Annotated in this window: 14 protein-coding genes; 12 read left to right on the forward strand and 2 right to left on the reverse strand. The window is 47.8% G+C overall.

Features of this window, described 5'->3' with window-relative positions:
- Positions 1-87: 87 nt before the first annotated feature.
- Both yidC and GSO_RS00775 read right to left on the reverse strand, forming a co-directional pair.
- A complete protein-coding gene (gene yidC / locus GSO_RS00770) occupies positions 88-1,077 on the reverse strand; it encodes a membrane protein insertase YidC (RefSeq protein ID WP_010487921.1) in 990 nt (329 codons plus the stop codon).
- 58 nt (positions 1,078-1,135) lie between these two features.
- On the reverse strand, positions 1,136-1,417 hold the full coding sequence (locus GSO_RS00775) for an acylphosphatase (protein ID WP_010487923.1): 282 nt from the start codon (positions 1,415-1,417) through the stop codon (positions 1,136-1,138).
- A 244-nt stretch (positions 1,418-1,661) separates the two neighbouring features.
- Here GSO_RS00775 and GSO_RS00780 point away from each other — a divergent pair, with 244 nt between their 5' ends.
- From GSO_RS00780 to GSO_RS00835, 12 genes are all read left to right on the forward strand, one after another.
- Positions 1,662-2,423 carry a TrmH family RNA methyltransferase gene (locus GSO_RS00780; protein ID WP_010487925.1) on the forward strand — a complete coding sequence of 254 codons (762 nt, stop codon included), beginning with the start codon at positions 1,662-1,664 and terminating at the stop codon, positions 2,421-2,423.
- Between the two features lie 83 nt (positions 2,424-2,506).
- Positions 2,507-3,010, forward strand: a complete 504-nt coding sequence (locus GSO_RS00785; RefSeq protein WP_005684434.1) for an HD domain-containing protein — start codon at positions 2,507-2,509, stop codon at positions 3,008-3,010.
- A gap of 228 nt (positions 3,011-3,238) precedes the next feature.
- Positions 3,239-3,625, forward strand: a complete 387-nt coding sequence (locus GSO_RS00790) for a winged helix-turn-helix transcriptional regulator (RefSeq protein WP_010487928.1) — start codon at positions 3,239-3,241, stop codon at positions 3,623-3,625.
- A gap of 381 nt (positions 3,626-4,006) precedes the next feature.
- A complete protein-coding gene (gene pheS, locus GSO_RS00795; protein WP_010487930.1) occupies positions 4,007-5,053 on the forward strand; it encodes a phenylalanine--tRNA ligase subunit alpha in 1,047 nt (348 codons plus the stop codon).
- Position 5,054: 1 nt separating this feature from the next.
- The gene (gene pheT, locus GSO_RS00800; RefSeq protein ID WP_010487932.1) at positions 5,055-7,466 is read left to right on the forward strand and encodes a phenylalanine--tRNA ligase subunit beta; all 2,412 of its coding nucleotides are present in this window, start codon (positions 5,055-5,057) and stop codon (positions 7,464-7,466) included.
- Positions 7,467-7,644: 178 nt separating this feature from the next.
- A complete protein-coding gene (mltG, locus tag GSO_RS00805) occupies positions 7,645-8,796 on the forward strand; it encodes an endolytic transglycosylase MltG (protein ID WP_010487934.1) in 1,152 nt (383 codons plus the stop codon).
- Positions 8,797-9,027: 231 nt separating this feature from the next.
- The gene (udk, locus tag GSO_RS00810; protein ID WP_010487936.1) at positions 9,028-9,666 is read left to right on the forward strand and encodes a uridine kinase; all 639 of its coding nucleotides are present in this window, start codon (positions 9,028-9,030) and stop codon (positions 9,664-9,666) included.
- A gap of 66 nt (positions 9,667-9,732) precedes the next feature.
- Entirely contained in the window at positions 9,733-10,203 is a 471-nt protein-coding gene (greA, locus tag GSO_RS00815) for a transcription elongation factor GreA (protein ID WP_010487938.1), read from the forward strand.
- Between the two features lie 228 nt (positions 10,204-10,431).
- Positions 10,432-11,136, forward strand: a complete 705-nt coding sequence (gene liaF, locus GSO_RS00820) for a cell wall-active antibiotics response protein LiaF (protein ID WP_010487940.1) — start codon at positions 10,432-10,434, stop codon at positions 11,134-11,136.
- Positions 11,133-12,197: a sensor histidine kinase gene (locus tag GSO_RS00825; RefSeq protein ID WP_010487942.1), complete on the forward strand. Its 1,065-nt coding sequence runs from the start codon at positions 11,133-11,135 to the stop codon at positions 12,195-12,197. Before liaF ends, GSO_RS00825 begins: the two co-directional genes overlap by 4 nt.
- Positions 12,190-12,855 carry a response regulator gene (locus GSO_RS00830; protein ID WP_010487944.1) on the forward strand — a complete coding sequence of 222 codons (666 nt, stop codon included), beginning with the start codon at positions 12,190-12,192 and terminating at the stop codon, positions 12,853-12,855. Before GSO_RS00825 ends, GSO_RS00830 begins: the two co-directional genes overlap by 8 nt.
- Complete coding sequence (locus GSO_RS00835; protein ID WP_010487945.1) at positions 12,836-13,135, forward strand: HesB/YadR/YfhF family protein; 300 nt, start codon at positions 12,836-12,838, stop codon at positions 13,133-13,135. Before GSO_RS00830 ends, GSO_RS00835 begins: the two co-directional genes overlap by 20 nt.
- Positions 13,136-13,178: the final 43 nt, after the last annotated feature.

Below are 13,178 nucleotides of genomic sequence, written 5' to 3' on the forward strand. Positions count from 1 at the left end.
TTAACACGTAATGAAAGCGGATATCGTAATCGCCTCCAGTATCAAAAAAGCCGCCCGCGAAAACGGACGACTAAGAATTTGACAGGTTTATTTGCGTGGTCGCTGCTGCTTACCGGCATTGCGCTTACGTAATTTGTTATGGTCGATGGCATCAGGATCTGCCGGCTGGTGACTGCTGCCTGTCGCACCAGCAGTCGCAGTGACTTTACCCCAGTCATCAAAGGTATGTTCGTTAACGACGATGACTGGTGGATTTTCTTCCATTTCCTCATCGAGCCGCTTGCGAATGTTAGGCGTTACAATGTACGTCACAATGGCTTGTTGAACGATGAGGATAATGCCGCCAGCACCAAAATAGAGACCTAAGCCGGCATTGTACATCATACAAAAAATAAACGTCATGATCGGGTTCAAAAAGGCCGTTGTCTGCATTGCTTTTCGCTGTTCCGGCGGCACGCCCTGCAACATGATCAAGCTGACCACAATATACGGCAAGGTGGCTAAAATTGTGACGATGAAATTGGAGTGGCCTAGTTGAATACCAAAAAAGGTTGCCCGCGAGATTTCCGGTGAGTACGCAATGGCTTGGTAAAGACCTGAGAAAATCGGCAACTGAATGAGCATCGGCAAACAACCCATGGACGGAATCATACTCGTCCCGTTGGCGGAATAAATTTTCCGCATGTAGTTATTGGCAGCTAATTGTTGCTCCGGGGTTTTGGCTTTTTTGGTCGCTTCTTGGACAATTTTCAGTTGTGGCTGGAGGATTTTTTGCTTTTCCTGATAAGCCGTCATGGTCCGTTGTTGCCGTAACATGAGCGGTAACACGATCAAGCGGACCAGTAGGGTGATGACGATAATCGCAATCCCGTAACTGCTGGTCGTGCCGACAAACCCGGCAATCCACTCCATTAAGTGCTGTAGTGGCAGTCCAATGACTTTATAAAAAGTGCCAAAGAATGGATCCGTTGGCGGTTTAAGCGTGACCCCTTGTTTCGTGGTTGGGGCACACGCGGCTAATAGTAAGGGCAATAAGCCCACAATCCCTAGTGTAAATACTTTTTTCGACTTGTGCATGAATAATTTCCCTTCAAAATGTCATCGGGTTTAACTATACTGTATGGGCTGAACGGATTCAACCGGTGACGCGAAAACCATGGAAGTCAGGAATGTTTTCCAATGGTTTTTCTTCGTAAGTCGAAACGTTGGCATAAGGATTAGGGCCGGCTTTAACCTGGGCAATAAATTTTGCCAGATTAAGCGGTTCGCCGGCTGCCTGAATAAAAACAGAGCCGTCAGAGCGGTTTTCGATGGTGCCGCTAATGTTCAGATTATCCGCAATCATCTTCGTGGCCCAGCGGAAACCGACGCCCTGCACCCGGCCACGGACGACGATTTGTTTAGCAAGTTTGACCAAAAAGACACTTCCTTTCTTCCTATCACGCGCCCTTAATACCGGAAAGCTTCTGGAGGCGCTCGTTTCGTGAGAAAACTGTCTGTGAAAAAGTACTAAAGTCTTCCTCTGCGCTTTCTCCACAGTCCATACTAGTGTAGCATAAGGCTTATGAATGAGGCGACAATGGACTAAAGTTTGATTTTTAAAAATGAACGCGTCGGCAACTGTAAACATCGCCGAACATTGGCGCCAGAAGGAGAATTTTATGGAGTATATTTCATCACCTAAGAATGACAGAATCAAGACGGCTAAAAAGTTAACTGTTAAAAAACACCAAAAAGATGCCGGGCGTTACTTATTGGAAGGGCGTCATTTAGTTCAGGAAGCGCTGGCAAGTGGTCAGACGCCTTACGATATTTATGCAACCGAAAAATATTTGGATGACCGGGCGCTCAAGCCGTTTTATGACAAGATCACCCAGATTTCGGAATCGGTCGCGGAACATCTCAGTGACACCGAAACACCGCAAGGCATTTTTGCGGTTATGCCGCGGCAGGCTGAACAATTGCCTGATCCTTTGAGTGGGCAGTTTTTGTTGTTAGACGCGATTCAGGATCCCGGCAATGTCGGAACTTTGGTGCGTACGGCAGATGCTGCCGGTATTAAGACGGTAATTTTCGGGCAGGGAACGGCAGATGCTTTTGGCCCTAAAGTTTTGCGAGCCATGCAGGGAAGCCAGTTCCACGTCCGCATCGTTTCCGCCAAGTTAATGCCGATTATCAAGGCACTGCAACGGGCCGGCATTCCGGTTTATGGGTCAGAACTCAATGAGGAGGCTAAAAGTTATCGCAAGATTCAGCCAAGTGCGCAATTCGGGTTGATCGTCGGCAACGAAGGTAACGGTATGGATCCTGTTCTTTTAAAGCAAACCGATACAAATTTATATATTCCTATTCGCGGCCAAGCGGAATCGTTGAATGTTGCGGTCGCCGCGGCGATCATGATGTTCCATCTAGTTGGGGATTAAGAATCTATTATGAAGGTGCCTTTTAGGTGTGGAAGCTGTTATACTATAAGTGTGTTCATCAAACCACAAAAGGAGCAGATGTCTTGAGCAAAAAACGCGATTGGCAATCGGATGCTGAGTATGTAGGGTATGTGGCTGATTTATTGGCCAAGCCTGAGGTTCAGCGACTGGCAGAACACCCGCAACATCATTATTCTAACCGATTGGAGCACTCGATCAGTGTTTCCTATCAGAGCTATCTGATCGGGAAACGGCTGCATCTGAATGTTCGTGCGATCGCCCGAGCAGGCTTGTTGCACGATCTGTTTTACTATGATTGGCGCAAAACCAAGTTTGACTTGGGGACGCATGCCTTTATCCATCCCCGGATTGCTTTACGGAACGCTGAGAAGCTGACCGAATTGTCACCGATGGAAAAAGACATTATCATCAAGCACATGTGGGGCGCAACAGTTGGCTTACCTAAATACAAGGAAAGTTTTGTTGTATCTCTAGTTGATGATTATGCTGCGATGGATGAGGTCGTCGTACCATGGATGCACAAGCTCCGGCATCCGATCCACACCCACTTAAAAGCTTTAAATTAGGATCGTGATATGACAGTGGTAGTTGCCACTGTCCACACGGGAACCGCGGATATTTATCTGCGGTTCTTTTTTAGGGAAGACCGTCCCATTCGAACCTAGTGAGTTACTTTATTAGCTAATTTACCAAGTTTGTCTGGACTTTCTTATACATCGGGTTGTAATATTTTGCAGGTGTGGTATGCTAGCACTATCTAAATGTAAGTAAGTGGGAATAATGAGGTGAGTAGAGTGGATGCAACAGTAACCAGTACAACCGATTGTCAAAGTCAGCAAGTCGCTCTTTGTCCTAAATTTCAACATACGTTTGAAATTCTAGGCAAGAAGTGGAACGGTTTGATCCTGGAAGTGCTATTAAACAATGGCAATTCGCGGTTCAAGGATATTGCGAAACTGATTCCGCGTTGTTCGGACCGGGTTTTGGTTGAGCGTCTGAAAGAACTTGAGGGCGAAGGCTTGATCAATCGTTTGACCCATAAGGATTCGGCGTTAATCGAATATGCACTGACAGATAAAGGTCGGGCTTTGAATTCGGTGATGGCAGCGGCACACGCTTGGGGCGATGCCTGGGTTACAGATGAAGAGTGCCACGCCAATGAGACTCAAAAAAACGCGTAATTCACGCGTTTTTTCTTTATTAACGGGCGCCAGTTGAAAAATCAGCTCTTGACGTCAGCGCTCAATTTGCTAAGCTTGTTTTATCTAAAAACATAAAAACCATGACGAAAGCCCAAACAGGCTGGTAAGACAGGGAGTGACGTTCATAAGACTGCGAGACGTCTCTTACCAAAATGTTTGTCTTCACTTTCCGAGTTGACTTTTGAGGTGGCAACACTTAGAAAGCTCCGGCCTGGCCGTTACCTTGTTGAGTGCATGGATCAGTGTGACCATGAACAAGGGTGGTACCGCGACGCTTCGTCCCTTTTGAAGAGGGACTTTTTTTATGCCTTCAAAACGCATAAAAAATGCCGCTTGCAGTCAGTAATCGAGGAGGAAAATATGGATTTTCAAACCAAGCTCGAACAACTTTTTCAACAAAACAACGAGCGCATCAAAGAAGTCGATTCGTTGGATGACTTGAATCAGATTCGCGTGCAATTATTAGGGAAGAAAGGCCCGATCACCAGCGTCCTGCGTGGGATGAAGGATCTTGCGGCTGATGAACGGCCAAAAGTCGGTGCATTTGCCAACAAAATTCGTGATGAGTTGAGTGCCGCGATTGAAACTCGTAAAGCGCAACTGGAACAGGCGGTTATTGATGCCAAATTGGCGTCGGAAACTATTGACGTGACATTGCCGGGTGACCCGGTTGTTGCTGGTACGCCGCACATCATTATCCAAATCATGGACGATCTTGAAAGTTTCTTTATGGGCATGGGCTATCAAGTGCTAAGCGGTCCGGAAGTCGAGGAAGATCATTATAATTTTGAAATGATGAATATCCCCAAGGACCATCCGGCGCGTGACATGCAGGAAACTTTTTATATCAACAATGAATTGTTGATGCGGTCACAGACGAGCCCGATGCAGGCGCGGACCATGGAAAAGCATGATTTCAGTAAGGGACCGTTGAAGATGATCAGTCCGGGTGTGGTTTATCGTCGCGATGATGACGATGCCACGCACAGCCATCAGTTTCATCAAATGGAGGGGTTAGTCATTGATAAGCACATTACCATGGCTGATCTCAAAGGTACCTTACTGGCCATGTGTCAGCACGTGTTTGGCGCCGATCGCACGATTCGCTTGCGCCCGAGTTATTTCCCATTCACAGAACCGTCTGTTGAAGTCGATGTTTCCTGTTTCCGGTGCGGCGGCAAGGGCTGCCCGGTTTGCAAGTATACGGGGTGGATTGAAGTCCTCGGTGCCGGCATGGTGCATCCGAATGTTTTGCGGGCGGCCAAGATTGATGCCGATGTTTACGGTGGTTTTGCTTTCGGCCTCGGTCCAGATCGCTTTGCCATGCTGAAATATGGCATTGACGATATTCGCAGCTTTTACACAGACGACTTGCGCTTCCTAACGCAGTTCAGCCAGGAGGGATAAGATGAACGTTTCATATGATTGGTTAAAAGAACTCGTCAATGTCCCGGTTTCACCAGAAGAACTGGCCGACAAGGTTTCCCGAACCGGAATAGAAATTGATGGGGTTAAGCACCCTGACGCCGGATTGAAAAAAATTGTAGTCGGGAAAGTGCTGACAAGTAAGCCGCATCCGAATTCCGATCATCTCAAACTTTGTGAAGTGGATGTCGGCGAAGCGGAGCCGCGGCAGATTGTTTGCGGTGCTCCCAATGTCGCTGCAGGACAAACGGTCATTGTGGCACTGCCGGGCGCGCGGATTGCGGACAATGTCAAAATTAAAAAAGGCAAAATGCGCGGCGAAGAAAGCCTCGGGATGATTTGTGCACTTCAGGAAATTGGCTTTAACGAAAATGTGGTACCGAAGTCCTATTTGAACGGCATCTATGTTTTCAACGAACCATTGAAGCCAGGCAGTGATGCGTTAGCCGCGTTGGGTATGCATGATGCCATTTTGGATTTTGAAATCACGCCAAACCGCGCGGATGCTTTAGGAATGCGCGGTGTTGCGTGGGAGGTCGGTGCCACTTATGCCGAAAAGCCGCATTTTGTCGAAAAACCGTTAACCGAGGGCACGAAGCCGATTGCCGACTATCTAAGTGCGGAAGTCAAAGATGCCAACGATGCACCGAGCTATCAGCTGCGGGTTATTGATCATGTCACGGTCAAAGAAAGCCCACTCTGGTTGCAGCGGCGTCTCTGGAATGCCGGGGTTCGACCAATTAATAATATTGTCGATATCACGAATCTGATTATGTTGGCATACGGTCAGCCGCTGCACGCATTTGATTATGCCAAACTTGGCAGCCAACATATCGAAGTCCGCCGGGCCAAAAACGGTGAGCCATTAACTACCTTGGATGGTCGGGAACATGAACTGGATGATCGCGATATCGTCATTACGAACGGTCAGGTGCCGGTTGCTTTGGCCGGGGTCATGGGCGGCTTGAATTCGGAAATTTCCGAAACCACCACAACCGTTGTCGTTGAAGCGGCTAGCTTTAATCCGGTCAATGTGCGGAAAACCGCGTTGAAATATAATCTGCGCTCAGAGGCGTCTTCCCGCTTCGAAAAAGGCATCAATCTGGCTGATATTAATCATGCGTTGGATGCTGCGGTCGCTTGGATGGTTGAACTGGGTGGCGGTCAATCAGCGAAAGGCACGCTGAGTCCGACTGCTGTTGAAGCCAAGGATGTGGTGGTAGATATCTCACTAGACCACATCAATCATGTCTTAGGCACTGATCTGCAAGAAGACCAGGTAACTGGCATTTTTCGCCAGTTAGGTTTTGGCGTCACGGTTGCGGATGGTCTGTTTGCGGTTGCGGTTCCGCCACGCCGCTGGGATATTCACATTAAAGCGGATCTGGTTGAAGAAGTTGCGCGTATTTATGGCTTTGACAATTTACCAAGTACCTTGCCGACGACAACCATGACAATCGGGGAATATACCCCGAAGCAGAAACGCATTCGGCGGACACGGCACCTTCTTGAAGGACTGGGCTTAACCCAAGCGATCACTTATGGCTTAACCACTGCCAAAGCAGCCGAGCAATTCAAACTGCAACCAGGCAAACCGACCCAGGTTGATTCACCGATGACAACCGATCATGCCGTGTTGCGCATGAACATGGTGACTGGGTTACTGGATGTCATTAAATACAATCAGGCTCGTAAGGAAACCAATGTGGCGATTTATGAGCAGGGCCGCATTTTCACCAAAACCGGCGATCAGGTTCGCCCGACTGAAATCGAGTACCTAGGTGGTGCATTGACTGGTCAGGTGACGACTAAGACCTGGAACCAGGATGCCCGTCCCGTTGATTTCTTTTACGTCAAAGGGATTGTCACCCACTTGCTTGAAGATTATTCATTGACAGAGCCGGTACGGTTTGCGGCAACGCAGGCAGTTACCGAACTGCATCCGGGCCAAGCTGCCGATATTTTTGTTGGCGACACACGCATTGGCTTCTTGGGACGCCTGCATCCCGCATTTGAGCATGACAACCATTTACCAGAAACGTTTGTCTTTCAGCTAGATCTCGATGCGTTGTTCGTTGCACCAAAACAGGAAAAGATTGCCCAACCGGCGCCGAAGTTCCCGGCCGTCACGCGCGATATTGCGCTTCAGGTGGCTGAGACCGTCACAAATGCGCAAGTGATGGCTGTCTTCCGGCAACATGGCGGTGCTTATCTCAAGCAGGTTAAACTTTTCGATGTTTACGCAGGTGAACACATTGCTGAAGGCCAAAAGAGCTTGGCATACACGCTGACTTATCGGCGGGATGACCAGACGCTGACTGAAGACGAAGTGACGCAAGCGTTCGATCGTGTTAAGTCTGCGTTAGCATCAGATTTGGCTGCTGAGATTCGCTAATCATCAGTCGCAATTTACCGCGCAATTAGGTATGATGGTCACTGGTTATTAAGCTGCTGCCGAAGATAGTTCGGCGGTGGTTCTGTTACATAAGCGGCTGTATGCTGCCAGTTTGGATGACAGGCACATTTAGTTTGATCCGCGATAAACAATAGTACGTAAAAAGGAGGCATCTTTTTTGGATAGGCGATCCCGACATGTAGAGAACAAACGGCGGTTGCGCGCTGATGAAAAAAAGGCGTCGCACAAGATTGTCGCGTGGGTTCTGGGTATCTTGTTTGCGGTGCTGGTGATTGTTGGCCTGATGGGGTATCGATACGTCCACTCGGCACTTCAGCCGGTGAATCCAAATGGCCAGACTTCCGTCAATGTGACGGTGCCTGCAGGTTCATCCACCAAACAAATTGCCGCCAAATTGGAAGCCAAGCACGTGATCAAAAGTGCCATGGTGTTCAATTATTATGTCAAGTTTCACAACATTGCTGACTTTCAGGCTGGCAGTTATCAGCTGACACAACGTGATTCGATGAATCAGGTGATCCAAAAGTTGCGGGCTGGCGGCACAGCAGCCACCGCGGCGGGACAGTTGCTCGTTAAAGAAGGCGCGACAATCGAGCAAATCGCAACATCTGTGAATAAGCTAGGCAAATCAAATCGCAATCTGACGAGCAAGAAATTCATGGCGCTCATGAAGAATCAGACCTTCTTTACTAAAATGGCCAAGAAATACCCGCAGCTTTTGAGTTCTGCCGCTTCGGCCCAAGGCGTCCGCTATCGCTTGGAAGGGTACCTTTTCCCAGCCACTTATAGTGTGAGTGCTGGCGAGACGGTAGAAGATCTGGTTGAAGCCATGTTAGCCAAAACCGATAGTGTCATGCAAAGTTACTACAAGAGTATCAAGAAGCAAGGGTATACGGTTCAGGAAGTCATGACCCTGGCTTCGCTGGTTGAGCGTGAAGGGGTGACCCAGGAAGATCGCCGGACCATTGCCGGTGTCTTCTTGAACCGAATTGATGCGGATATGCCATTGCAATCCGATATTTCGGTTATGTATGCTTTAAACACGCATAAAACCCACTTGACCAATAAGGATACCAGCGTTGATTCGCCGTATAACCTGTATGTGCATACCGGTTACGGGCCGGGTCCATTTGATTCGCCAAGTGAGCAAAGTATCACCGCGGTGTTGAGTCCAAATGATCGCAGCAAGCATTATCTGTACTTTGTTGCCAACCTGAAGACCGGCGAAGTGTTGTATGCCACCACGCGTGAACAACACGACGAGAACACGGCTAAGTTTGCCAGCGATAACTCATCAGTCAATAAATGATGTGCTTGTCAGGTGTGCATTTCATGAGTGACTGTTGAGATGTCATTTTGCCGTATATAATTTTAACAAGTAAGTCAGGATATTTTCATCGTGCTAAAATGAGTGGCAGAAACTGAGCGATGCAATTAAAGTAAGCGGCCTTGGAAGTGATGCTTGAATGGCGAACATCACTTCCAAGGCTGTTGTGCGCAGTTTTTCTTGCCAACGATCTCAATGAAAGAAGGCCAGCAGATGCAGCAAAAGAAACCTATTGTGATCGGTGTGACCGGTGGCTCTGCCAGTGGCAAGACCAGTGTCAGTCGCGCGATTTTCGATCACTTTTCCGGGCATTCCTTGCTCTTGCTGGCACAGGATGCGTATTATAAGAAAAGTGACAAACCGTTCTCGGAGCGGAAGAAAATCAATTATGATCATCCACTGGCGTTTGACACCCCGCTACTGAAGCATCACTTGGATGAGTTGATTCATCGCCACGCGGTTGATCAGCCAGTTTATGATTACACGATTCATAATCGCTCGGATAAAACGGTGCATCTTGAACCTAAAGATGTGATCATTCTTGAAGGGATTCTGATTCTTGATGATGAGTCGTTACGTAACATGATGGACATTAAAGTGTTTGTCGATACGGATGACGATATTCGCGTCATCCGCCGAATTCGACGCGACATGGTTTCGCGCGGGCGGACACTAGATTCAATTATTAATCAATATTTAAAAACCGTAAAACCGATGTATCATCAATTTGTTGAACCAACGAAACGCTATGCGGATCTGATTGTTCCGGAAGGCGGTCAGAATCAGGTTGCGATTGATTTACTGGTGACCAAGATCAAAGCCATTCTAGCGGAACGCGGTTTACAAGAGTAGCCATTGACAAATGGCTTCTGGATTAATAAAGTGACTAAGGAAAATAAGAAGTGAGGTAAGTATTTTATGGCAGACAAAAGCTATCCGATGACAGCAGAAGGTAAGAAGAAACTTGAAAACGAGCTTGAAGAGCTTAAAACCAAGAAGCGCCCAGAAGTAATTGAGCGCATCAAGGTAGCCCGGGGGTTCGGCGATTTGTCCGAAAACTCCGAATATGAAGCAGCCAAGGATGAGCAATCCACACTTGAAAATCGAATCGTGACGATTCAGACAATGTTGCGTTACGCCGAGATCATTGATGCCAAGGCTGTTGCCAAAAACGAAGTCTCCATTGGCAAAAAAGTGACCTTTGAAGAAGACGGCGATGAGGAAACATACGAAATTGTCGGGGCAGCAGAAGCCGATGCTTTCAATGGCAAGATCAGTAATGAAAGCCCAATTGCTCAAGGACTTATTGGTCGTAAAGTTGGCGACAAAGTTACCATCAACACCCCAGGCGGCGAAATGACCGTGACGATTACAAAAGTTGAAGGTTAATCCTGATTCATAAAAAGCTAGTCGGCAGTTACATCCTGATTAAGAGGACGTGGTTGCCGGCTTTTATTATGAGTGAATGTCATTTGCCGGTGAATATCAGCCTTACGCCCTAAGCTAGCGAGCATTTGATTCGTTATAATAAATTAAGGATATGGTAGTCGGGTACGAATTTGGTGATGCCTCACTGCTAGACAAATTCACGAGTTTGATTAAAAGGAGGGATCGCAAATGCGCCGCTGGCAACTGTTTTTGGGGATTGAATTTGCGCTCTTACTCTGGCTAGGATTCCAGATCATTACGAATCCCATGGCGTTGGCAACGATCCTGATTGGCTTTCTGTTTCTTTTCTTAGGCATGCACTGGCACCGGCTGCGGACTTTTAGTGTCACGTTTGGCGGTGTATTAATGGTGCTGGGTATCTTTATTAATCCCGCGATTTGGCTCATATTGATGGTGGCCGGGATCTTTTTGATGATGGTTCTGACTAAGCCAAAAGCAGGCTTTTCGGTTTGGAATCATAAACAGTATGTTGCGCCGGTAACTGAGGCTCCAGGTAAAAAAGCCGGACGGCGAACCATTCGTTCCTGGGCGGGGCGGCAAACGATTGCACCCAGTTACGATTGGGATGACATCAACATGGTGGTGCCAGCCGGTGATACCATCATTGACCTGGGTGACACTTTTTTACCCAAAGGCGACAGCGTGATTATGATTCGCAAAGGCTTTGGGAAAACCAGAATTCTGGTTCCTGTGGGTGTTGGCGTTGCTGTAGAACATGCGACGTTTTATGGGCGGTTGCATTTTGAAGATTCCGATTCGATGCTGCATAGCCAAAGTGTGACCGCTTATTCGCAGGATTACGACGATGCACCGCGCCGAATCCACATTATCACGAATGTGGTGGTGGGCGACTTGGAGGTGCTGGCAGTATGAGAAGACGGATGTTAGTCGGTTTTTTTATGATCCTGCTGGTCTGGACAATTTTGGTCGAGGCCTGTTTGGTGTTTATGCTGGCAAAAGTGACCCGTCATGATTTCCTGCAACTGTTGTTGGCGAACGTACTTTCAGCGCCGTTATTTGTTTACCTTTTTATTGGCGCCTTACTGATCAGCTCTGGCGCCACCGTGATTGTATTATGGCGGCAACGGGTGATGCGTAATCAACTGGATAGTCGTCTGGCGCAGTTGAATGCCGGGCAATATCAAGCGCCGATCTTTAATCGTTCCCAACAAGCAGTCGCCGCATTAGGCAAACAGCCAGCTGACTTGCTTGAAGCATTACGGCAAAAAATGATACGCTTACAACGTGAGATTGAACGTTATAGTAATACGCCTGTACGCTTTTCCGGCGAAACCCGTGAGGCCATTATAACCGGTGAACGGCACCGGTTAGCCCGAGAACTGCATGATTCGGTTTCTCAGCAGTTGTTTGCGGCGATGATGATGTTGTCCGCACTGCGGAGTGTCGCGGAACGCGACCCTAAGCAGGAAGCTTTGCAGAAGCAGTTGGATACGATTCAGAAAGTGATCAATGAAGCCCAGGCGGAAATGCGGGCGTTGCTATTGCATCTACGTCCGACTAATCTTGAAGGCAAATCGCTAAAGCAGGGGATTATCCAGTTGTTGAAAGAATTGCAAACCAAGATTACAATCAAAATCACATGGCAATTGGATGACATTAAGTTAAATGCGGCGACTGAGGATAATCTTTTCAGGATTGTTCAAGAGCTGCTTAGTAATACATTACGCCATGCTAAAGCCGATAGCCTTGAAGTTTATCTGAAGCGGTTGCAAGATATGGTTATTTTGCGTATGGTGGATGATGGTGTTGGGTTTGATCCAAAAGAAACTAGTGGCAACGGTAACTATGGTCTTGCCAATATCAAGGAACGCGCGGCGGCCATGGGTGGAACAGCCAAGGTCGTGAGCGTAGTCGGTCAAGGAACCAGTGTTGAAGTCAGAGTACCGTTATCAAAGGATGTTGCGCATGATTAAAGTATTGATCGTTGATGATCACGAAATGGTTCGATTGGGACTGGCGACGTATATTGGCGTTCAGCCTGACTTAGAGGTGGTTGATCAAGCCGAGAACGGCCAGGAAGGCGTCGATATGGCATTGAAAGATCGGCCTGATATTATCTTGATGGATCTGGTGATGCCGGTAAAAGACGGCATTACGGCGACTAAGGAGATTCTGAAAGCTTGGCCGCAAGCGCGGATTATCATTTTGACCAGTTTCATCGATGATGCCAAAGTATATCCAGCCATGGAGGCAGGGGCGGCGAGCTATATTCTGAAAACCGCAACGGCGGAAGAAATTGCCAAAGCCATTCGCCAGACTGCCAAGGGCGAACGGGTACTTGAGCCGCAAGTGACCACCAAAATGATGAATCGCATGAATCATCCGCAACCGCAGTACGACGAACTGACTAACCGCGAACGCGAAGTTTTGCAGTTGATTGCGCAAGGCAAGTCGAATCAGGAAATTGCCTCGGCGCTATTCATTACATTAAAAACGGTTAAAACGCACGTCTCAAACATATTAGCCAAGTTGGATGTCGAGGATCGGACCCAGGCGGCGATTTATGCGCTCAAGCATGGTCTGGTCAAAAATGATCAAGGAGATGATGGGGTTGCAACTCGCGATCACTGATAAAGCAAGTCAATGGTTTCACCGTGAATTAAATTTACCGGATCAAGGTGCCGGCATTCGTTTCTTCGGCAAAGCTTATGGGAAGACCCAGGTTCATGATGGTTTTAGCGTGGGGATGACAAGGGATGATCATCCAGAGCATCCAATTATGTCAGTCGAAAAAGACGGCGTGACCTATTTCGTCAATCCGACCGATGCATGGTTCTTTGAAAACCTTGCGATGACGGTTGATTATGACGCCCATCTGGATGAACCTAAGTACGAATTTAAAGAAGAATAGACTAGTTTGCTGTCACACTTAGCATGTCAGTAACCTGTGCACA

It is taken from the genome of Lacticaseibacillus zeae DSM 20178 = KCTC 3804, from assembly GCF_000260435.1.
In the GTDB taxonomy this organism is placed as follows: domain Bacteria; phylum Bacillota; class Bacilli; order Lactobacillales; family Lactobacillaceae; genus Lacticaseibacillus; species Lacticaseibacillus zeae.

What these genes read in the sequence shown, in the direction of transcription:
- yidC (WP_010487921.1), bottom strand. Translation starts at nt 1,077, where the DNA reads ATGCACAAGTCGAAAAAAGTATTTACACTAGGGATTGTGGGCTTATTG.
- GSO_RS00780 (WP_010487925.1), top strand. Translation starts at nt 1,662, where the DNA reads ATGGAGTATATTTCATCACCTAAGAATGACAGAATCAAGACGGCTAAA.
- pheS (WP_010487930.1), top strand. Translation starts at nt 4,007, where the DNA reads ATGGATTTTCAAACCAAGCTCGAACAACTTTTTCAACAAAACAACGAG.
- pheT (WP_010487932.1), top strand. Translation starts at nt 5,055, where the DNA reads ATGAACGTTTCATATGATTGGTTAAAAGAACTCGTCAATGTCCCGGTT.
- udk (WP_010487936.1), top strand. Translation starts at nt 9,028, where the DNA reads ATGCAGCAAAAGAAACCTATTGTGATCGGTGTGACCGGTGGCTCTGCC.
- greA (WP_010487938.1), top strand. Translation starts at nt 9,733, where the DNA reads ATGGCAGACAAAAGCTATCCGATGACAGCAGAAGGTAAGAAGAAACTT.
- liaF (WP_010487940.1), top strand. Translation starts at nt 10,432, where the DNA reads ATGCGCCGCTGGCAACTGTTTTTGGGGATTGAATTTGCGCTCTTACTC.
- GSO_RS00825 (WP_010487942.1), top strand. Translation starts at nt 11,133, where the DNA reads ATGAGAAGACGGATGTTAGTCGGTTTTTTTATGATCCTGCTGGTCTGG.
- GSO_RS00830 (WP_010487944.1), top strand. Translation starts at nt 12,190, where the DNA reads ATGATTAAAGTATTGATCGTTGATGATCACGAAATGGTTCGATTGGGA.